Raw genomic sequence first — 20,448 nt, forward strand, 5'->3', positions numbered from 1 at the left:
AAAAACGAGCAAAAAGTTCTTCATAAAAACCTTTTTTAGTGGTTTTTTGACGGTGATTTTGCTTTTATCGCTATGATATTGTTGCGTTTTTCACTGTTGTGGTGATAGGTGTCACAATTAGGGTGATTCTGAGCTTAGCTTGGTATACACTAACGCGGCTTAATAAATATGTAGCACGGATATGACACTTAAAGTCGCAATTAATGGATTTGGCCGCATCGGACGTAGTGTGCTTCGCGCACTGTATGAAAGCGGCAAACATCACCAGATCAAAGTCGTGGCAGTCAATGAACTGGCTGAGCCTGAAGCAATGGCTCACCTGTTGCAGTATGACACTAGCCATGGACGCTTTCATAAGCCTGTCACCCATGACCAGGAGCACCTGTTTATTGCCCATGAAAATGGGGAACAGGACAGCATCCGAATTTTGCATCAACCCGAAATACACCTGTTACCGTGGCAAGATCTCGATGTCGATATTGTGCTTGACTGTACCGGTTTCTATGGCTCTCGGGCTGACGGCGAGGCACACATTAAAGCGGGTGCCCGCAAAGTGTTATTTTCCCATCCGGCCGATAATGATATCGACAATACCATCATCTATGGTGTGAACCATGACACGCTCAAGCCAGAGCACCGCATTGTGTCCAATGGTTCCTGTACCACCAACTGTATTGTCCCGGTCATTAAGGTATTGGATGATACCTTCGGCATTGAATCCGGCACCATCACCACGATTCACTCAGCCATGAATGACCAGCAGGTCATCGATGCCTACCACTCTGATTTACGCCGTACCCGCGCAGCCAGTCAGTCAATTATTCCGGTCGATACTAAACTTCATCTTGGTATTGGTCGTATTTTTCCGAAATTTTCTGACAAATTTGAAGCGATCTCTGTGCGCGTGCCGACAATTAACGTCACTGCGATGGATTTAAGTGTCACAGTTAAAACAAATGTGAAAGTTAATGACGTAAATCAATCACTGGCAGAGGCATCTCGTTGTACATTAACTAACATAGTTGATTACACCGAAGCACCACTTGTATCGATTGACTTCAATCACGATCCCCATAGCGCGATTGTCGATGGCACCCAGACCCGTGTCAGTAACCAACACTTAATCAAGCTGTTGGTGTGGTGTGATAACGAATGGGGATTTGCTAACCGGATGCTAGACACCGCGTTGGCCATGCACACAATCAGTGCAGAAAAAGAGTAGGAATTATAGGGCTTGGCAGTGACGCCGGGCCGACAAAAACTTTGATTTTAAATTAATTAATGTTGAGAGGACAAACCATGTCTGTAATCAAGATGACTGACCTGGAACTAGCAGGTAAACGCGTATTTATCCGTGCTGACCTAAACGTACCAGTAAAAGACGGTAAAGTAACATCAGATGCACGTATCCTTGCATCTCTTCCTACTATCAAGCTTTGCCTAGAAGCTGGCGCGAAAGTAATGGTTACTTCTCACCTGGGTCGTCCGACTGAAGGCGAATATGCAGAAGAGTTCTCTCTAGCTCCTGTAGTTAACTACCTAAACGACGCACTAGATTGCGACGTTAAGCTAGCGAAAGATTACCTAGATGGCCTAGAGCTAAACGCAGGTGAGCTAGTTGTTCTTGAAAACGTTCGCTTCAACAAAGGTGAGAAGAAGAACGAAGAAGCACTTTCTAAGCAATACGCAGCACTATGTGACATTTTCGTGATGGACGCATTCGGTACTGCTCACCGTGCTCAGGCTTCAACTCACGGTGTAGGTACTCATGCTCCTGTAGCATGTGCTGGTCCTCTTCTTGCTGCTGAACTAGAAGCACTAGGCAAAGCAATGGACAACCCAGCTCGTCCTCTAGTGGCTATCGTTGGTGGTTCTAAAGTTTCGACTAAACTGACTGTTCTTGAGTCTCTATCTAAAATCGCTGACCAACTTGTTGTTGGTGGTGGTATCGCTAATACTTTCATTGCAGCTGAAGGCCACAATGTAGGTAAGTCTCTATACGAAGCAGACTTAGTTGAAACTGCTCAGAAGCTAATGAAAGAGTGTTCAATCCCAGTTGCTACTGATGTTGCATGTGCTAAAGCATTCGACGAAAACGCAGAAGCTGAAATCAAGAATGTTGCTGACGTTCAAGATGATGACATGATCTTCGACCTTGGCCCAGATTCAACTGCTGCTCTTGCTGAAATCATCGGCAACGCAAAAACAATTCTTTGGAATGGTCCAGTTGGCGTATTTGAATTCAAGAACTTTGAAGCAGGTACAGCAGGCATTTCTAAAGCAATTGCAGAATCTGAAGGTTTCTCTGTTGCTGGTGGCGGTGACACGCTAGCAGCTATCGACAAGTTCGGTATCAAAGCTGACGTTTCTTACATCTCTACTGGTGGCGGCGCGTTCCTTGAGTTCGTTGAAGGTAAAGTACTACCTGCCGTTGCTATGCTTGAAGAGCGTGCAAAAGCATAATTAATTTGGGGCGGGAGCGCTGCTCTCGCCGATAAATGTTTGTGAATTAGATCAAGTTTTTATAGAATGCTTGTCCAGTAGCAAACGTTTGCAAAGATTTATATTTAATACAGACAACAAGGTAAATAGGACTATTGTTATGTCTAAGATCTTCGATTTTGTAAAACCTGGTGTTATTTCTGGCGATGACGTACAGAAAGTATTTGAAGTAGCAAAAGAAAACAACTTTGCTCTTCCTGCGGTAAACGTAGTAAACACTGACTCAATCAACGGTGTTCTTGAAGCAGCAGCTAAAGTTAAAGCTCCAGTTGTTGTTCAGTTCTCTAACGGTGGTGCTGGTTTCTTCGCTGGTAAAGGCGTTAAACTTGAAGGTCAAGGTGCACAAATCCTTGGTGCTGTAGCTGGTGCGAAATACGTTCACGCTGTTGCTGAATCTTACGGTGTTCCAGTTATTCTTCACACTGACCACGCTGCTAAGAAACTGCTTCCTTGGATCGACGGTCTACTAGACGCTGGTGAAGCATTCTTCGCTGAAACTGGTAAGCCTCTATTCTCTTCTCACATGATCGACCTTTCTGAAGAGTCTCTAGAAGAGAACATCGAAATCTCTGGCAAGTACCTAGAGCGTATGGCTAAGATGGGTATGACGCTAGAAATCGAACTAGGTTGTACTGGTGGTGAAGAAGACGGCGTTGATAACTCTGATATGGACGCATCTGAGCTTTACACTTCTCCTGAAGATGTTGCTTACGCATACGAGAAACTAATGGCTATTAGCCCACGTTTCACTATCGCTGCGTCTTTCGGTAACGTACACGGTGTTTACCAAGCAGGTAACGTTGTACTGACTCCAACTATCCTACGTGACTCTCAGGCATACTGTGCAGAGAAGTTCGGTATCGCACCTAACGCTCTAAACTTCGTATTCCACGGCGGTTCAGGTTCTTCAGAAGCTGAAATCCAAGAGTCTATCGGCTACGGTGTTATCAAAATGAACATCGATACTGATACACAGTGGGCAACTTGGGACGGTATCCGTACTTACGAAGCTGCAAACCGCGAATTCCTACAAGGTCAAATCGGTAACCCAACTGGCGAAGCTGCGCCAAACAAGAAGTACTACGATCCACGCGTATGGCTACGTGCAGGTCAAGCTTCTATGGTTACTCGTCTTGAGAAGGCATTTGCTGACCTTAACGCAATCGACGTACTGTAATTATTACGTTTATCGCTTAAGCAACAATGAATTTAAGAAGCCCGCATTAGCGGGCTTTTTTTCGTTCTGATAAACGAATATTTACTATTTTCGAGTTCTGGCTGCCATTTTATAATTTCCTTATTCGCACAATTTACTGATAATAGGCGCCGTCAAAATGTCGCCGCTATTGGGCGGGTGCATATCATGCATCTTGGCCTTGATCCGGTTGCGAGTAATACCAGCTAGTGAATGAGAGAGATAAAATGAGCGAAAGCGTAGCAGAGACAGTGGTTGAAACCATTACTGATAATGAACTGACCAATAGCGTGCTCAGTGCGGGAACCTGGGTCGCTGATAATCAAGAGTTATTGATTCAATATGGGGTGAATGTTTTTTCTGCCCTGATGATCCTGTTTATCGGTAATCTTATCGTTAAGGGCATCGCCAATGGCGTGGCAAAAGTTCTGCGCAAGAAAGATATGGATGCCGCCGTGGTGGAGTTTCTGCATTCGTTGGTGCGCTACCTGCTATTTGTTATCGTACTGATTGCGGCGTTAGGACGTATCGGTGTTCAAACGGCCTCTGTGGTTGCGGTGATCGGTGCCGCCGGCCTTGCTGTCGGTCTCGCCCTGCAAGGCTCACTGTCGAACTTTGCTGCTGGTGTATTGATTGTTGCTTTCCGTCCGTTCAAATCGGGCGATTATGTCGAGATCGGCGGGGTTGCCGGCTCGGTTGAATCAATTCAGGTGTTCTCAACGGTGCTGTGTACGCCGGATAATAAGATGGTTGTGGTGCCTAATGCCTCGGTGATCGGTGGCCCAATTACTAACTATTCCCGTCACGCGACCCGCCGGATCGACTATGTGATTGGCGTGTCTTATGATGCAGATTTGAAGAAAACCAAAGAAGTGCTAACCCGGGTGGTCAATGCCGACTTACGGGTGCTGAAAGATCCTGAGCCAACCATTGGTGTGGTTGCACTGGCAGACTCTTCTGTAAACTTTGTGGTTCGTCCATGGGTGAATACGGAAGACTACTGGGGCGTATACTTTGATCTGCTGCAGGCAATTAAAGAAGAGCTGGATAAAGAAAATATCGGTATTCCATACCCGCAAATGGACGTGCATTTGAATAAGCTGGAAGGCTAATTCCTGCGAGCCGATCATTCTTAATGAAAATAAAAATGGAGCCTGAGGGCTCCATCTTTATGGCTTAATTAGGAAAGTAAATAGCACGTGGGTGATAGTCCTTCCCGTTACCCCTATCTGTTTTTAGGCGATGTGCGCTTGCTGTTGCTGCACTGAAGGCAGCTTAATCTGCAGATTTGGCAGTAACGCTAACAGTGTATCCAGTTTGTTGCTGGCAAAGGCAAACGTCATGGTTGGTTTGCCAGGGGTGTACATCAACTCGTCAAACGAATAGAGCACGGGGTCGATCAGCATAGTCACTTCTTCTGGTAAACCAAACGGACAGACTGCGCCAGGCTCACAGCCGATGGCAGCCATCATTTCATCATTACTGCAAATTGATACGCGTTTACCGACCAAGGATTTCACTAACTTGCTGTCGAGTCGGCTGTCGCGATGGGTCAATAACAAACAATGACCGCCTCCTTTGAGTTTCATGAATAAACTCTTGGTTGGTGCTGCTGTTATACCGAGTTCGCTACTGATGCGCTGATCGGTTTCGAAATCCAGTATAGGCTCATGCTGCCATTGTTGATAACCGACACCGGCCTCGTTGAATAGGGCAAGGTTTTTGAGGTAAATAGCTTCTACTTGATCAGGCAACATATTGAGTCCATAGTCCTTTTGCGAGATGGCTAGCGATGAAGAACATCATAGCGGCAACGACAAGATCAATACCGCGTTTCACCTTAGGTTTTGATAATGTCGGCCCCAACTTAGCCGCACCTATGGATAGGGTATAGAACCAAACGAATGACGCCATAATAGTGCCGATGGCAAAAGCAATCCGGTCATGGCCTTCGAACTGGCCGCCGATGGATCCCAGAATCACCACCGTATCTAAATACATATGGGGGTTGAGCACGGTAACGGCCATGGCACCGAGGATCACGGCCCGGCGGCCGCGAGCGAGTACCTGCTTAGACTTTTCTTCTTGTTTAGTGGCACGCAGGGCACTGCTCAGCGATAAAGAGCCATAGAAAAGCAAAAACAGTACCCCACCGACGGTGACGCTAGTCAGCAAGGCCTCATTGCTTGAAAGCAAGGCCCCACCACCGAAGATCCCAAGGCTAATAAATAGGGTATCGAGCATACTACAGATAGTCGCGGTGGTTAGGTGGTGATTACGTTTAATGCCTTGATTCAGCACATAGGCGTTTTGCGCACCGATTGGAATTATCATGCTAGCCCCTAAGCCAAACCCTTGTAATAGCGCCCAAATACTCATTGTTACAGCTTTCCTTGTTCGTTTTGAATTATCAGTGGTTAAGTAATGGCGCAAGCTTACTCTTGGGAGTAGGATTAAGTACAACTAATAAAATTTATCCATTATAAGTTTCTCTTATGATATTAAGGAGCGGTTATGCGGGGGCTGGATTATCGTTGGATAGAAGCATTGGATGCGGTGATTTCACAGCGTGGTTTTGAGCGGGCTGCTGAGCACTTGTGTATTACCCAGTCGGCGGTTTCACAGCGGATCAAGCAGTTAGAAAAGTTGATGGCCCAGCCAATGCTGGTTCGTGAACAGCCGCCCAGGCCGACGCCAGCAGGGCAGAAAATGCTTGGGCTCTATCGCCGGGTTCGTTTGTTAGAACAAGAGCTGTTACCGGAGATCACCCCGGATGACTTTAGCCAGCCGTTATCAGTGTCATTGGCGACTAATGCCGACAGCTTGGCAACCTGGTTATTGCCGGCTCTGAGCCCGCTACTAAAGTCCCGCCGGATTGAGCTGAATCTATTGGTAGAGGATGAGGCTCGTACGCTGGACAAACTACGAAGTGGCGAAGTCGTGGGAGCGATCAGTATGGACGCAAATCCTATGCCTGGGTGCGTAGCGGATTATCTCGGCCGGGTCGATTTTCTTTGTGTGGCCAGCCCGGACTTTGCCAATAAATATTTTGCGGCTGGGGTAACGCGTGACAGTTTGCTAGCGGCACCGGGAGTAGCATTTGACCAACATGATGATATGCATGAGCTCTTTGTCCAGCAGCACTTTAATTTGCCCCTAGGTAGTGTGATGAAGCACACCGTTCGATCGTCCGAGGCCTTTGTTCGGATCGCCGTGGAGGGGATTGCTTACTGCCTGATCCCTCGGGTGCAAATTCAAGATGAGTTGGCTAGTGGCCAGTTGGTCAATGTGACGCCGGAGATTTTTCTGACCCGTCGAATGTATTGGCATCACTGGGCATTGGAAAGTGGCGTGCTGACAGAGCTATCGCAACAGTTAACCTCATATGCCCGTAATCTGCTGCCGCAATAGTGAAAGGGGAAAGCGCCTTGTTTACGAGTGCTGATAAAAAACAAAATAAAACAATGTACAAAATATTTTGTTTTTAGGGATAATTTGCCAAACCTTGTTGTCGAAACAGAACAGCAGACAAATTAGACGGTATAACCAACTAGGATAGCCTTATGAAAAAGCAACTATTAGCGGTGGTATTAGGATTTAGCTCATTGGGGGTTGCAGGAGCCGCAGCGGCCGATGTGACCGTGCCTCACCTTGAAACGATCGGTAGTGGCGAGGTAACGGCGCAACCTGATATGGCCGAATTCTCGGTTGCTGTCGAAGAAACCCGCGCTACGGCAAAAGAGGCAAAACAAGCGGTTGATAAATCGGTGACCGCTTTTGTTGAGCGTTTGCAGGCCAAGGGAGTCGAGCGCAGCGATATTCAGAGTGCCAATATCAGCTTGCAGCCACAATATCATTACCCGAAGGATAAGAAACCAGAGCTGACGGGCTATCGTGCCAGCCGTCATATCACGGTGACAGTGAGGGAGCTGGATCAACTAAATACCTATCTCGATAATGCACTGGGTGACGGTATCAACCGGATCAACAATATCCAGCTTAAGGTCAGCAATGAGACTGAATATCTTGAGCTGGCGCGCCAGGCTGCAATTAAGGATGCGATGGACAAAGCGGAATCACTGGCTAAAGGCTTTGGTGAAAAGATTGATGGGGTATGGCGTATCACCTATCAGGTGAGCCATCCACGGCCGGTTATGATGAGGATGGCGATGGATGCAGCTCCTGAAACAGCTGCTACCTACCAGGATGCTCAGATCACGATTCGGGATCGGGTTGAGGTAGTGTTTAAGCTTGAGGAATAGATCCTAGAACCTGGAGACTAGTTCCTTGAAAAAGCGGGAAAAGCAAAATCTTGACTGAGTATTTGTGAGGATTTTGAATCCTGCAGGAACCAGGAACCAGGAACCAGGAACCAGGAACCAGGAACCAGGAACCAGGAACCAGGAACCAGGAACCAGGAACCAGGAACCAGGAACCAGGAACTAAAAAGGAGAGCCAATGCTCTCCTTTCTCGTATCTCGAAACTAGGATCTCGATTCTGTTGTTTGTTATTAGTGCAAGATCCGCGCGCGGATCGTACCGTCGATAGCTTTCAGTTTCGTAATCGCTTCTTCGGCACGTTCTGTTTCCACATCAATAACCACATAACCGATTTCAGGGCCTGTTTGCAGGTACTGAGCGGCGATGTTGATGCCTTCTTCGGCAAAAATGGTAGTGATCTGGTTTAAGATCCCCGGGCGGTTTTCGTGAATGTGCAACAGGCGCGAGCAGTCACGGTGCTCCGGCAGCGAGACTTCCGGGAAACCAACGGCAGACAGGGTCGAGCCGTTATCTGAATACTTCGCCAGCTTACCCGCAACTTCAACCCCAATGTTTTCCTGGGCTTCCTGGGTCGAGCCGCCGATGTGTGGTGTCAGCAGGACATTGTCGAATTTCGCCAGCGGTGACTCGAACGGGTCGTTGTTGGTTTTTGGCTCGGTAGGGAAAACATCGATAGCCGCACCAGCAATGTGCTTGCTTTCCAGGGCGCTGCATAGCGAATCAATCTCGACGACCGTACCACGGGCGGCATTGATAAAGATCGCGCCAGGTTTCATGCGGGCAAATTCTTCTGCGCCCATCATGTCCTGGGTCTCTGGTGTTTCCGGTACGTGCAGGCTGATCACGTCACACTTGTTCAGTAGCTCGGTCATTGAACGAACCTGGGTTGCATTACCCAGTGAGAGTTTGTTCTCGATATCGTAGAAATAGACTTTCATACCAAGGTTTTCAGCCAGAATACCTAGCTGGGTACCGATATGGCCATAGCCGATGATCCCCAGGCGTTTGCCTCGGGCCTCAAAAGAGTGATCGGCTGATTTGAACCATTCACCACGGTGAGCTTTGGCGTTCTTTTCTGGGATACCACGAAGCAGCAGCAGGATTTCACCTAAGACTAGCTCGGCAACACTTCGGGTATTGGAGAATGGGGCGTTAAAGACTGGAATACCACGCTTGGTGGCGGCATCCAGGCTAACCTGGTTGGTTCCGATACAGAAGCAACCCACGGCAATCAGTTTCTTCGCGGCACTGAAGACTTCTTCAGTCAGCTGGGTACGGGAGCGGATACCAACAAAGTGGGCATCTTTGATCGCTTCCAGCAGTTCATCACCAGCCAGAGAACCTTTGTGGTACTCGATATTGGTATAGCCAGCGTGCTGTAAAACTTCAATTGAAGAAGGGTGAACACCTTCTAACAATAGAATTTTAATCTTTTCTTTATCCAGTGAAACTTTAGCCATTGGGTTCTCATCCTTAAAAACATGAGTCTGGGCATTCAGGCGGGAAACCAACATTTCAGGCAGGAAAGAGTAAGCAAGGTTATTTTCCTGCATGCTGGCGGCCTGGCGTTAACTCAAACGATTGCTACATGCTGATATTAAAGTATCAAAAAATAACCAGTATGGGTAAGAATATTACAGTAAAGATAAGAAAAAACGGCATAAATTATGCCGTTTTGTAATCAAATAACATAAGTCAGACTTGCCTTTTGGCTAACTGGCTTATTTTTCGAACTTTTTCACGCCTTCAGGAGAACCCATCAGCAAAACGTCAGCACCACGGTGGGCAAACAGACCGACCGTGACTACGCCAGGAAGCGCATTGATTTGCTCTTCCAGCTCTTTTGGGTTGGTAATTTCCATGTTGTGTACGTCGAGGATGATGTTGCCGTTATCGGTAATTACCCCTTCGCGATAAACCGGATCACCACCTAGTTTTACCAGCTCACGGCCAATGAACGAGCGTGCCATCGGGATCACTTCGACTGGTAGTGGGAACTGTCCCAGTACGTCTACCTGCTTGGTGTCATCAACGATACAGATAAATTGTTTCGCAATAGCCGCTACGATCTTTTCACGGGTCAGTGCCGCACCGCCGCCTTTGATCATGTCGTATTCGCCGTTGATCTCATCGGCACCATCAACATAGATATCCAGGCTAGAGACTTCGTTTGCATCCAGTACCGGAATGCCGATTTTTTCCAGGCGTTCGGTCGAAGCAACTGAGCTCGAGACTGCACCTTGGATTTCTTCTTTACGGGTTTCTAGAGCATCGATGAAGTGATTAACGGTTGAGCCTGTGCCTACACCCACAATGCTGCCTTTCTTTACGTAGTCCAGAGCAGCCCAGCCAGCAGCTTTCTTCATTTCATCTTGTGTCATGCCTTTCTCCTAGTGATGACGTTGCGCGAAGCGCTGATTATAGCTAACTGGGCTTCATGCGTCAGGCCTATTCTTTGACTAAGATCTCTGTTCTCAAAAGCAGAAAATATAACTCTATTAATAACATAGAGTTAGCAAGGTCAGCTGTGGCACGTAAAAACCAAACGTTTGCGTAAGAAAGCTGAAATGTGCTGGAAAAGGCACCAGTATTATTTAGATTGGTATTTTTACCAGGAAAAATGGTAAGACGGAGTAAGGATTTCCGGTAGAGGGACATCCCAAGCTTCAAAGGGGAGATTATTGACCTGTTGGCAGTCATGGGCCAATCCTAATGGGCGTGGGCCTTCTCTTTCATGGTGCCAGCGATTGAGTGTGCGGTCATAATAGCCGCCCCCCATTCCCAGGCGTTGGCCGGTATTGTCAAAAGCGACCATCGGGGTGCAGATCAGATCCAGCTCGTTGACGGGCTTGACCAAGCGAATATCCAACACTGGCTCTTGGATTTGGTATTTGTTTAGCGTCATACGTGTTTCTGGGGTGTAGTGCAGAAACAGCAGGTGGCCCTTGCTGAAAGGATGCAGGACGGGCAGATAGACGGCTTTGCCGTGTTGCCACAACCAGTCGATGAGTGGCTGGGTATCGATTTCACCATCATTGGATAAATACAAGGCAATATGGTGGGCATCAATGACACTCTGTAACTGCTGGAACCGTACAAGGAGCTCTTGTGCGTCATGCTGCTGTTGCTCAGGGCTAAGGGCTCGTCGGCGCAGACGGACGTGTTGGCGAATATGCTGGCGTGGAGAAGATGGCTGAACAGGTAGTCTCATAGGTCATCCAATGACTGAGGTTGTTCGGGTTTATAAAAGAAGCAAGTAACTAGTAGACAAGTTCCTTGAATCTCGGTGTCTCGATTCTTGCAGAAGGTATGCCCCAAGGTGCCGTTGCGAATAGTGGCCCTTGAACCAGAGTTCAAGGTGGATCAGCAACATTAACCGTAGGCTTCTCAGTACGGGCTGAGCATGCTCAATAGCTAATAAAAGCCAATCCTGGTTTATTACTTATCGGCTCGGGGACGTTAATTCACTGACGTACACCCCAGGGTCAATTCATTATCAACGCTTTGGTTGATTTTGCAATGCTTTATCCAAACTTTCTGCTAGTTCATTGATTCGATTGGATAAATTTGAATCATTGCCTTGCTGTTCTTTACGTTCGCCATGCAGCTCGTTACAAATATTCAGACCTGTAAACATGAGCAGCTGCTCGGCGTTGCTGATGTTAGTACGTTCAGACAAGTCCTGCAGACGCTGGTCAAAATCTCTTGCCGCTTCACGCAGTGCATCTTCCTGACCTGTCGGGCAGTTTACCCGTAAGGTACGGCCCAATACTTGAATTTCAACTGCCTGAGTACTCATAAACTTCTAATCTGCTCCGTGCCAGATAGCTAATATGGCATTCCGCTTGCGATACGCGATAGGTGGCTAAATATAGAAAAAGCCTTTTCAACATGCAAGCTTGCTTATCACGCTTTGCCGCAAATGGTCACTGACTAACCAGATCTTAACCAACTTTCTATAAACATAGGCCTAGCGAGTAAAATAAAATTATCGCAACCACCATGGTACGGCGAATACATTGAATTGTTATCAGGTTATTAGCCTGTTCTAAGCCTAAGTGTTAGCATAACACAATTAAGATTGGCACCAATGAGATTAAGGTGAAAAGCCCATGAGCGAAGTTAAATTACCTGCATATGATGTTGTTGAAGCAGCATTGAAAGATCACGGTTTAGCGGTGACGCCATCTGAGCTTCACGGCTTGCTGAGTGGGATGATCTGCGGTGGTATGGCGGTAGACGATGAGAGCTGGGTTGGTCCGGTCAGTGACTACGCTAATGAGGGCGCACCTTTAACTGATGGTGCAAAAGCTGCAGTGCGAACGGTCTTTGACGCCGCCTCTGCCGAGCTGGGCGAACTGGCAAAAACCTTATTTACCTCCACGGCTGCGGAGCTGGCAAATTGCGAGTTCAGTGTTTCTTTGCTTCTGCCTGCCCAAGACGCAGAGTTAATGCTGCGCGCCGAGGCATTGAGCGAATGGACAACGAACTTTATCTCTGGGTTGGGGCTGATGGGGCTAGAGAAAGCCAAGCTATCACCTGACGTGACTGAGGCCGTCTCGGTACTGGAAGAGATCTCCCAGTTAGGCATCGACGAAGATGAGGATATGTCAGAGCAAGCTCAGCTGTTCGACAATGTCGTTGCCTATGTGCCGGAGTGTGTTCTGACCTGTTTGGTTGAATTAAGCCAACGCCCAGGTGCCGTTGAAGAGCCAAATATTCCTGGGATTGGCCAGGATGAGAAGCCAACACTGCATTAATTACTTACGCGAAGGGACTGGATGTGAAGCAGTATGATGTGGTCATTGCTGGTGGGGCAATGGCAGGTGCGACACTGGCTATTGCACTTAATAAACTCAGCAATAGCCAGCTGAAAATTGCGGTCGTTGAAGCAGTTGCCCCTAAATTGGATCAACACCCGGGTTATGATGCCCGTAGTATCGCCCTGTCGTTAGGCTCAGCCAACATACTGAAGGATATTGGTATTTGGCCACCGCTGGCGGAGGTTGCTACCCCGATCTCGCATATACATGTCTCTGATCAGGGGCATGCCGGTATCGTACATGTCGATGCTGATGAACAGGCCGTTGATGCGCTGGGTTATGTGATCGAGCTTGCAGATGCAGGGGCATTATTGCATAAGCAGCTTAATGAGCTTGAGCAGGTTGAGCTGCTCTGTCCGGCTGCTATTACCGATATCAAGCGGAGTCAGGAAGCGGTGACCCTAACCTTGGACCAAGGCGATGCCATCACTGGCAAGTTGCTGGTAACGGCCGATGGCGCCTTGTCGGGTTGTTGCGACATGTTGGGTATTGGCCGCAGTGAATATGACTTTGCACAGGTTGCAGTTATTGCCAATATCACTACAGCCGAAGCGCACCAGGGCCGTGCATTTGAACGTTTTACCCCCTATGGTCCCGTTGCGTTGCTGCCGATGTCGGAAGGGCGCAGTTCGTTGGTATGGTGTATCCGCCCGGAAGATCAGCGCAAGGTGATGGACTGGAATGATGAACATTTTCTGGCCGAGCTGCAGAAGGCATTTGGTTGGCGGTTGGGGGCGTTGGTGAAAACTGGCGCTCGATGCGCTTATCCGTTACTGCTGCGCCAAGCTCAGCGTTTAACCTCCCATCGGGTGGCAGTCGTAGGCAATGCTGCGCAAACCCTGCACCCCATTGCGGGTCAGGGATTTAATCTCGGCTTGCGTGATGTGATGACCTTGGCAGAGGAGGTAACCCGGGGACTGGATCTCGGTGAAGAGCCGGGCAGTACGAACACCTTGAGCCGTTACCGCCAGCGCCGCACACCGGATCGTGAGGCTACCATCAATATGACGGCTGGCCTGGTCAGCTTATTTGCCAACAGCAGTTTTCCACTGGTAGCTGGCAGAAATAGTGGCCTAATGGCAATGAGCCTATGTGATACATTAAAAGCACCGCTGGTACGGCGGGCAATGGGACAGGTAGAAAGATAAAATACCAAATCCATTAATTATCTGATTAATTCAGCGAGAGTTAAAATGCTTTTAGACAAGGAGATAAATTGAAAATCTAGTGGCTCTAAATTGAAATTTATTAACGTAGTATAAAAGTATTTTAAACTCGCCCGAAGGGAACACCACAGGAAGCCAATTTCTGTGTCTAGCGATTTCAAAAGAGAACCACTCTTCTATCAATCGCTATCCTTGAACTAGGTTCCCTGTGGTGTTCTGAATGGTTAGATAATTTATGGAATTGGTATAATGATGCAAAGTGTAGATGTTGCCATTATTGGTGGCGGGATGGTTGGCTTGACGTTGGCCGCTGCGCTCGCTGATACCGAGTTGCGAGTGGCGGTAATTGAAGGCCGGTTACCGGAGCAAGAGCTTGCCCCATTACCGGATTTACGAGTTTCTGCCTTAAGCCGAGCCAGTGAACGTATTCTGCACCGCGTTGGAGCCTGGCCGGGTATTGAATCGCGTCGCCTGAGCCCGTATAGCAAAATGGAGGTCTGGGAGCAGGACAGTTTTGCTAATATTGAATTTGATGCCGGGCGCCTGGCTCAGCCAAACCTGGGCCACATTGTCGAAAACCGGGTGATCCAACTGGCCCTGCTAGAGCGGGTACAGCAGTTGCCGAATGTGACGTTGCTGGCGCCTGAGCGCTGTCAGAATATCGCCTTTGGTGAAAGTGAAGCCTGGTTGAGCCTAGAGTCGGGCAAGAGCCTGACTGCCAAGCTGGTCGTCGGGGCCGATGGGGCTAATTCTTGGCTACGCCAGCAGCTTGATATTCCGTTGACCCACTGGGACTACGGCCACAGTGCTATCGTTGCCAATATCCGTTGCTCGGAAGCGCATGAAAAGACGGCTCGCCAGATCTTCCGCCCGCAGGGGCCGTTAGCCTTTTTGCCTTTGCCTGATAGTGATTTATGCTCGATTGTCTGGTCAGTCGCACCGCAGGAAGCCGAGCAGCTTTGTGCCCTACCTGATGATGAGTTTAATAAGTCGCTGACGGCCGCGTTTGATCACCGGCTAGGATTGTGCCGGGTTGAAGGAGATCGTCAGGCATTTCCGTTAAAAATGCGTTATGCCCGTGATTTTGTTCGTGAGCGGGTTGCGCTGGTCGGTGATGCTGCCCATACCATCCATCCCTTGGCGGGGCAGGGGGTTAACCTGGGCTTGCTTGATGCTGCGAGCCTGGCGCAGGAATTGAAAGCACTGTGGCAGCAAGAGCAGGATATTGGTAAGAAAGTGAACCTACGTCAGTATGAACGCTGGCGTAAGGCCGAGGCCGCTAAAATGATCACTGCGATGCAGGCTTTCCGCGATCTGTTTGACGGTAGCAGTCCGGCGAAAAAATTGGTGCGAGATATCGGAATGTTTATTGCCGATAAAGCCCCGGGGGTGAAAGATGAATTTATGCGTCGGGCATTGGGATTATCCGGTGAGTTACCGGATTTAGCCAAACACTAATTAAGTGTTAGCTCTTGCACCTTTAGAGGTAAAAACCGTCTCGCTTGAGGCGGTTTTTTTGTTTGTCGCTAATTCATAGGGATTTTTTTGATCACTTTTTGTTTTTTTTCTCCTACAGTAAATAACAGGAATTTTGAACACGAATTAGACATTGATGGCAGCCATGTCCGTTGAGGAGCTGTACCTGTGTTTTAACTTATCTGCTTTCATCGCATTGGGTTAAGGGCGATAGGCAGGCTTTCATAAGGAAGTTTCACCATGAGTTATATTCCCTCTGAGTTGAAGTTTACCAATACCCACGAATGGGTGCGTCCGGAAGGCGATGGTGTCTATACCGTAGGCCTTACCGATCATGCCCAGTCTATGCTGGGTGATATGGTTTTTGTTGATTTACCTGAATTGGATGCAGCCACCGAGGCGGGTGAAGATTGTGCGGTCGCCGAATCAGTAAAAGCGGCGTCTGATATCTATGCGCCGATGACCGGTTTTGTGATTGCTATCAATGAAGAGTTAGAAGCCTCGCCTGAGTTGGTCAATAGCGATCCTTATGGTGACGGGTGGCTATTTCAGATCAAGGTTGAAGATGAAAGTGAATTTGCTGATCTGCTGGATGCGGACAACTACCTGGATTTGGTCGATGAATCTGAATAGTGGATGACTTACTGCTATAAAGCCCACGAGGTGGGCTTTTATCGAAGCGGGCAAACATTTTTATTCACTATAACGAGCACTCTTTTAGACGCTTGATCTCCTGGTTTATCTCGCTAACAGTCTGAAAATGTCGCTGCTGGGCTTTTACTGGCACAAGCAACATTCCATTGTTGAATTCATAGCCTCCTCGGCCATCAATATAGATCCTTCCACTAAATAAACGGCTTACGTGCTTTGCTATCATTTTTGGCACGTAGCGTTTGAACATGCGCATATTAAAGCCAACCTTGTATGGGTTCGTTCCTAACGACAGAAATTATAAAATAGCCGCTTTGAAAGTTTTGTGACTTTTACAGCATAATAATAATGTTAAATTAAACTGGGCGATGTATTTTTTTGTGCTACTACATTTTATTTAGAGGAATATTCTGTTTGTTTTTGTTGTGAAATAATGATGTGGTATTGAAAACTATTTCGAATATGACAATTTTGGCTAATTATTGTTTGTATATTATGGCTTTATCGGTATTTCTACATATGCATCGAGAGGTGTAGCTAGGGGCTAAAATTTACTCTCAATCCGTGTTTCATGGCCAAGAAACTTTTTGTATGCCGTTACTGTAGTGTTTTGTGCTAAATAACGAGGCTGGTCTGAGTTGTTTCAATTTCCATTCTCTTTTCTGTTTTGGATCAAAGTTTAGTTTTTGGCATATGCCAATATCTCAGTTATTGGCATATGCTAGAAAAGAGGATGTGATGCCCAGACCTAAAATACACCGCAGGATTGGTTGCCGTCCGGCACATAGCTGTTTTAAGCCTAATGGCGTGCCGATGGCGCAGCTAGAAAGTATTGCATTGGCACCTGATGAGCTGGAAGCGATCCGGCTGGTTGATCTGAACGGTCTTCATCAACAGGCGGCAGCCCTTGAGCTAGGTGTCTCCCGGCAAACCCTCGGTAATATCATCGCCAGAGCGAGACACAAAGTTGCCCAGGCCCTGGTTAAAGGGATGGCCATTGAGCTGAAGCCGACCTCGCAACTTTCTTCCACAGCACAGCCAGTCGGTACCGACCCTCAAACCCATGAACAGGAGCATTAGAATGTCGCTAGCAATTGCAATTACGCCACGGAATGAAGTGGCAGGTCACTTTGGTAAAGCTGCTGCTTTTTTGGTATTTGATGCTCAGGGGCAACTTATTACCCAATTGGAAAACAGCGGTAGCCGTGAAATTGGCTGCAAGCATAAGAAACGCCTTCAGCGCCAGCTAAGCGAGCTGGGCGTTAGCGAAATTGTCCTTGGTAATGTTGGGCAGCGATCTTTAGCCAGGTTGTTGAATGCTGGGTTTACGGTTAGCCGGGTAGCGCCGCGGAGTTGTGTTGCTTCGGTACTGGATGGGGACGTTGCGAGAGAAACGTTGAGTTCGCCAGAGCAAGGCCGACCGTGCAAGCGTGATAAAGGTGATTGCGGGTGTGGTTGTGGCAGCAAAAATAAAGTGGTGCCCGCTAAAATTGGTACTTCGGTGAATACAAAACTGTCATTGACAGGTCTGACTAAAGTAGGAGGACTAAAGCTATGATATTTGTGTTCACTATGATGATCTTTTTGCTGGTGATACTGGCAATGGCTGTTGGTTGGATTGTCAAAAAAAAGACCATTAATGGTAGTTGTGGTGGCCTTGCTGGTGTTGGGGTCGAAAAAGAGTGTAATTGCGAGCAACCGTGCGATAGCCATAAGCTCTATCAAATCCAGGAGCCAGGAAAACAGTGAGGAAAGCAGGGGGAGAGCCCTGCTTTGTCTACTATGGCAGCTGCTGGTGGCGTAGTGTTTCGACTCGCTCGGTAACCGTCTGGCGGACTATGTGCCGCAACCATTCAATTCTAGGGTGGTTACCATTTCTGCGCAGCCACAACATATTGATATCAAAATCAGGAATATCAACCGGTGGAGGGCACTGGGTCAGGTTGTCGTGAAAGATCTCAACCCGGGCCATCAGTGTAGAGACCACACACAGTAAATTCCGGCCTGTCAGCAGGTGGCGAATGGTCATGAAATTACTCGAGCCGACGGCAATATGGCGGTTGAAGCCTTGCTGCTGGAGCTGGGTATCAACCGCGCTGGCTAGTTTACCATCGGGGGTTACCAAAGCCTGCGGGGTCGCGATATAGCGCGCAAGATCGACGGGAACCCCTAGCCCGGTTGCCTGGCTGTCGAACAGGCAAACATGGTCTTCGGTATAAAGATATTGGCTATCTAATTCTCGAGGCAGTGCTTTCATTGAGCCAATCACCAGATTGATTTTTTGCTCCTCAATGGCTGATTGGTAATTGTTGCGGTCTACATTGCAGAAACTGAGTTGGCAGTGCGGAGCTTGCTTGGTAATGGCATCGAACAAGGCCGGGGCAAAAAGCAGCTCGGCGTAATCGGTCAGCCCGATCTTGAAGCTTCCCCGGTACTCTTGCGGGGTGAAATCGCGGGGCTGGAGGATCTCGGTAGTGACTAGGTGCAGGATGTTGTCGATCACCGGAGCCAGCTCAATGGCTTTGTCGGTGGCGATCATCTGGTGTCCCTGGCGTTCAAACAGCGGATCGTTGAGTAGCGCTCGAAGCCGAGATAGGTTGTGGCTCATCGCAGATTGGCCGAGAGACAGTTTAGTTGCAGCCTTGGTCACACTCCGGGTTTCCATCAGGGCTGAAAATGCAATCAGCAAATTGAGATCGACACCTCGCCAGTTGATATTTTTCACTGTTTCGCCCTTTTCTGTATTCAGCGGCAGATATCGGCAAACATCGGATCGCAAAGTAGCAGCAGATCTTCGGTTTCTAATTCGATGCCCGCCATACGATCACCGCTGCTAATATTGACCCGATGGTGCTTTTTGATACTGTGATCAAAAATTACAGGCAGAGGCCGCTTAAGCCCAACCGGCGCCACGGTGCCGATCATCAGTCCGGTGACTTTTTCGACATCACTGGCATCGGCGCAGGTCATCCGGCGGCAGCCAAATATTGTGCGGACTTTTTTAGGATCAACCTGAGCGGGCCCCGGCACACAGGCCAGAACATGGAACCCGCCCATATCCCGCAGTAGGATCGACTTGACCATTTGCTCAGGGTTGACGCCACGCTCTTGCGCAGCTTCATCAATAGTCTTGGCCGGTTTGGTGTGGGGAAGGAGCCGGTAGTCGACCCCTTCTTGTTCCAAATAGAAAGTGACAGGTGTTTGCATTGCTTATTGATCATCTTCCAGCGAGTAAGGCAGTGGCAGTTTGTGCCAGATAGCATCCTGATCGGCAAGGCGGAACTGGCTGTCTTCATCAAGATCATTGGGTAGGCCCACAAGGGCAATAGCTTGGTTTTCGGCAAACTGGTAGGCCGCAATGACAGTGCCACCTTTACGCCAGCTCTCGCCAATACTGCGCTCCAGGGTATCTCCCGCTTGCGGGCAGTGCTCTGCCTCGCCACTGACAATGTACATTGCTCGCTTGTTAATCCCGCGGTATTTGGCTCGTGCGACCGTTTCCTGTCCGGTGTAGCAGCCTTTTTTGAAGCTAATGGCATCGACAGCCTGCAGGTTCATCGCCTGGGGAATGAATGCCAGCTCAGTTGCGGCATCGACACGAGGGATGGCACCTTGAATATCGTAGAGGTCCCACAGTGTGCTGTCGGAAAGTACGGCTTCTGACGCTAGCTTGGCGGCAATGACTTCGGCCTGATCTGCTGTAACGGCAATCAGCCAGCGCTGCTCATCGATTTTGACTGCGGTACCGTCGTCGATGGCACGGACATCACCTTCACCGCCAAATTCTCGCTCAATGATCTCTGTTGCTTTGTTGCCGGTCAGGCCGAGCAGAACATCGTTGCTTGACTCGATATCGACCTTGGAAAAAATGGCGTATTTTTTCAGCTCAGGCAGCTGGGTCGCCATGATGCTCTGGCGTTGCATGAAGCCATAACCATCGCGGTGATGGAATAAGCGAAAAACAGTACGCATTTTACCCTTGGCATCGCAATGTGCGCCCAAGGTTGATTGATCTGCTGCCAGGGTAACGACGTCGCAGGTAACCTGACCTTGTAGGTATGATTTTTTATCTTCGCCGATCAGGGTGATCAGGCCCCAGTCAGCGAGGTCGACCAATGCCAGGTCTGGCAGGTTGTCTTGTGCAGTTAACGCAATTTTTTTGAAATTCAGGACGTTTGACCAGGTGCTCATAAGATTTCCATGATGTGCTGGTAACTTGCCGGGGTGTGTGTCCTTCACAACCTGGTAGTTGTCAGAACTGTGGCGGCCAGTTACTCCGATTGGGTGAATATCTTTCTTACTGCTATGTTAAAACGCTGGCTGGCATTTGTCAGCATATATACCCAAGCCACTT

General features: G+C 48.4%; 23 protein-coding genes and 1 other RNA gene. 13 read left to right on the top strand and 11 right to left on the bottom strand.

All coding sequences use genetic code 11. The annotated features are described in order from the left end of the window. The first annotated feature begins 181 nt into the window (after positions 1-181). The 4 genes from epd (at position 182) to mscS (ending at position 4,809) form a co-directional block, all read left to right on the top strand. A complete protein-coding gene (epd, locus tag AC51G0_RS02555) occupies positions 182-1,222 on the top strand; it encodes an erythrose-4-phosphate dehydrogenase (RefSeq protein WP_496300550.1) in 1,041 nt (346 codons plus the stop codon). Positions 1,223-1,299: 77 nt separating this feature from the next. Continuing rightward, positions 1,300-2,463, top strand: a complete 1,164-nt coding sequence (locus AC51G0_RS02560; protein WP_496300551.1) for a phosphoglycerate kinase — start codon at positions 1,300-1,302, stop codon at positions 2,461-2,463. 139 nt (positions 2,464-2,602) lie between these two features. Then, positions 2,603-3,679 carry a class II fructose-bisphosphate aldolase gene (gene fbaA / locus AC51G0_RS02565; protein ID WP_496300552.1) on the top strand — a complete coding sequence of 359 codons (1,077 nt, stop codon included), beginning with the start codon at positions 2,603-2,605 and terminating at the stop codon, positions 3,677-3,679. A gap of 245 nt (positions 3,680-3,924) precedes the next feature. Next, positions 3,925-4,809 carry a small-conductance mechanosensitive channel MscS gene (gene mscS / locus AC51G0_RS02570; protein WP_496300553.1) on the top strand — a complete coding sequence of 295 codons (885 nt, stop codon included), beginning with the start codon at positions 3,925-3,927 and terminating at the stop codon, positions 4,807-4,809. 123 nt (positions 4,810-4,932) lie between these two features. Here the strand turns inward: mscS and AC51G0_RS02575 are convergent, their stop codons facing one another. Both AC51G0_RS02575 and AC51G0_RS02580 read right to left on the bottom strand, forming a co-directional pair. Beyond that, on the bottom strand, positions 4,933-5,454 hold the full coding sequence (locus AC51G0_RS02575) for a YbaK/EbsC family protein (protein ID WP_496300554.1): 522 nt from the start codon (positions 5,452-5,454) through the stop codon (positions 4,933-4,935). Further along, a complete protein-coding gene (locus tag AC51G0_RS02580; protein WP_496300555.1) occupies positions 5,444-6,076 on the bottom strand; it encodes a LysE/ArgO family amino acid transporter in 633 nt (210 codons plus the stop codon). The genes AC51G0_RS02575 and AC51G0_RS02580 overlap by 11 nt, the downstream gene beginning before the upstream one ends. Positions 6,077-6,211: 135 nt before the next feature. On the opposite strand from AC51G0_RS02580, the gene AC51G0_RS02585 reads away from it, so the two are divergent. Further along, entirely contained in the window at positions 6,212-7,108 is an 897-nt protein-coding gene (locus AC51G0_RS02585) for a LysR family transcriptional regulator ArgP (protein WP_496300556.1), read from the top strand. Positions 7,109-7,260: 152 nt separating this feature from the next. Continuing rightward, a complete protein-coding gene (locus tag AC51G0_RS02590) occupies positions 7,261-7,959 on the top strand; it encodes an oxidative stress defense protein (RefSeq protein WP_496300557.1) in 699 nt (232 codons plus the stop codon). A gap of 249 nt (positions 7,960-8,208) precedes the next feature. On the opposite strand, the gene serA is transcribed toward AC51G0_RS02590, so the two are convergent. From serA to zapA, 5 genes are all read right to left on the bottom strand, one after another. After that, entirely contained in the window at positions 8,209-9,438 is a 1,230-nt protein-coding gene (serA, locus tag AC51G0_RS02595; RefSeq protein WP_496301850.1) for a phosphoglycerate dehydrogenase, read from the bottom strand. Positions 9,439-9,699: 261 nt separating this feature from the next. After that, positions 9,700-10,359 (bottom strand): ribose-5-phosphate isomerase RpiA, encoded by a 660-nt coding sequence (gene rpiA, locus AC51G0_RS02600; protein WP_496300559.1) that lies wholly within the window; start codon positions 10,357-10,359, stop codon positions 9,700-9,702. Between the two features lie 227 nt (positions 10,360-10,586). Beyond that, a complete protein-coding gene (locus tag AC51G0_RS02605; protein WP_496300560.1) occupies positions 10,587-11,189 on the bottom strand; it encodes a 5-formyltetrahydrofolate cyclo-ligase in 603 nt (200 codons plus the stop codon). Between the two features lie 96 nt (positions 11,190-11,285). Next, a non-coding RNA gene (gene ssrS, locus AC51G0_RS02610) (6S RNA) lies at positions 11,286-11,467 on the bottom strand. 7 nt (positions 11,468-11,474) lie between these two features. Continuing rightward, positions 11,475-11,777: a cell division protein ZapA gene (gene zapA / locus AC51G0_RS02615; RefSeq protein WP_496300561.1), complete on the bottom strand. Its 303-nt coding sequence runs from the start codon at positions 11,775-11,777 to the stop codon at positions 11,475-11,477. A 313-nt stretch (positions 11,778-12,090) separates the two neighbouring features. Between zapA and AC51G0_RS02620 the strand changes: the two genes are divergently transcribed. The 4 genes from AC51G0_RS02620 to gcvH all read left to right on the top strand — a co-directional run bounded on the left by AC51G0_RS02620 (position 12,091) and on the right by gcvH (position 16,076). Then, positions 12,091-12,738: a UPF0149 family protein gene (locus AC51G0_RS02620; RefSeq protein WP_496300562.1), complete on the top strand. Its 648-nt coding sequence runs from the start codon at positions 12,091-12,093 to the stop codon at positions 12,736-12,738. Between the two features lie 23 nt (positions 12,739-12,761). Further along, positions 12,762-13,949, top strand: coding sequence for a 2-octaprenyl-6-methoxyphenyl hydroxylase (gene ubiH, locus AC51G0_RS02625; protein ID WP_496300563.1), 1,188 nt, complete (start codon positions 12,762-12,764; stop codon positions 13,947-13,949). A 267-nt stretch (positions 13,950-14,216) separates the two neighbouring features. After that, positions 14,217-15,425, top strand: coding sequence for an FAD-dependent 2-octaprenylphenol hydroxylase (locus tag AC51G0_RS02630; protein WP_496300564.1), 1,209 nt, complete (start codon positions 14,217-14,219; stop codon positions 15,423-15,425). A gap of 258 nt (positions 15,426-15,683) precedes the next feature. Further along, on the top strand, positions 15,684-16,076 hold the full coding sequence (gene gcvH, locus AC51G0_RS02635; protein ID WP_496300565.1) for a glycine cleavage system protein GcvH: 393 nt from the start codon (positions 15,684-15,686) through the stop codon (positions 16,074-16,076). A gap of 67 nt (positions 16,077-16,143) precedes the next feature. Here gcvH and AC51G0_RS02640 read toward each other — a convergent pair whose 3' ends face one another. Continuing rightward, on the bottom strand, positions 16,144-16,350 hold the full coding sequence (locus AC51G0_RS02640) for a DUF1107 domain-containing protein (protein ID WP_496300566.1): 207 nt from the start codon (positions 16,348-16,350) through the stop codon (positions 16,144-16,146). Between the two features lie 482 nt (positions 16,351-16,832). Between AC51G0_RS02640 and AC51G0_RS02645 the strand changes: the two genes are divergently transcribed. The 3 genes from AC51G0_RS02645 to nqrM are packed head-to-tail and all read left to right on the top strand — an operon-like array spanning position 16,833 to position 17,843. Continuing rightward, complete coding sequence (locus AC51G0_RS02645; protein WP_496300567.1) at positions 16,833-17,174, top strand: DUF134 domain-containing protein; 342 nt, start codon at positions 16,833-16,835, stop codon at positions 17,172-17,174. A 1-nt stretch (position 17,175) separates the two neighbouring features. Then, positions 17,176-17,652: a NifB/NifX family molybdenum-iron cluster-binding protein gene (locus tag AC51G0_RS02650; RefSeq protein ID WP_496300568.1), complete on the top strand. Its 477-nt coding sequence runs from the start codon at positions 17,176-17,178 to the stop codon at positions 17,650-17,652. Next, positions 17,649-17,843 (top strand): (Na+)-NQR maturation NqrM, encoded by a 195-nt coding sequence (gene nqrM / locus AC51G0_RS02655; protein WP_496300569.1) that lies wholly within the window; start codon positions 17,649-17,651, stop codon positions 17,841-17,843. The genes AC51G0_RS02650 and nqrM overlap by 4 nt, the downstream gene beginning before the upstream one ends. Before the next feature lie 31 nt (positions 17,844-17,874). Here the strand turns inward: nqrM and AC51G0_RS02660 are convergent, their stop codons facing one another. Genes AC51G0_RS02660 through ygfZ form a run of 3 tightly spaced genes read right to left on the bottom strand, consistent with a single transcriptional unit; the run spans position 17,875 to position 20,285 of the window. Beyond that, positions 17,875-18,819, bottom strand: coding sequence for a LysR substrate-binding domain-containing protein (locus AC51G0_RS02660; RefSeq protein ID WP_496300570.1), 945 nt, complete (start codon positions 18,817-18,819; stop codon positions 17,875-17,877). 20 nt (positions 18,820-18,839) lie between these two features. Then, positions 18,840-19,301 (bottom strand): aminoacyl-tRNA deacylase, encoded by a 462-nt coding sequence (locus tag AC51G0_RS02665; RefSeq protein WP_496300571.1) that lies wholly within the window; start codon positions 19,299-19,301, stop codon positions 18,840-18,842. A 3-nt stretch (positions 19,302-19,304) separates the two neighbouring features. Next, positions 19,305-20,285 (bottom strand): tRNA-modifying protein YgfZ, encoded by a 981-nt coding sequence (gene ygfZ, locus AC51G0_RS02670; protein WP_496300572.1) that lies wholly within the window; start codon positions 20,283-20,285, stop codon positions 19,305-19,307. Positions 20,286-20,448: the final 163 nt, after the last annotated feature.

It is taken from the genome of Photobacterium sp. HL06, from assembly GCF_059552575.1.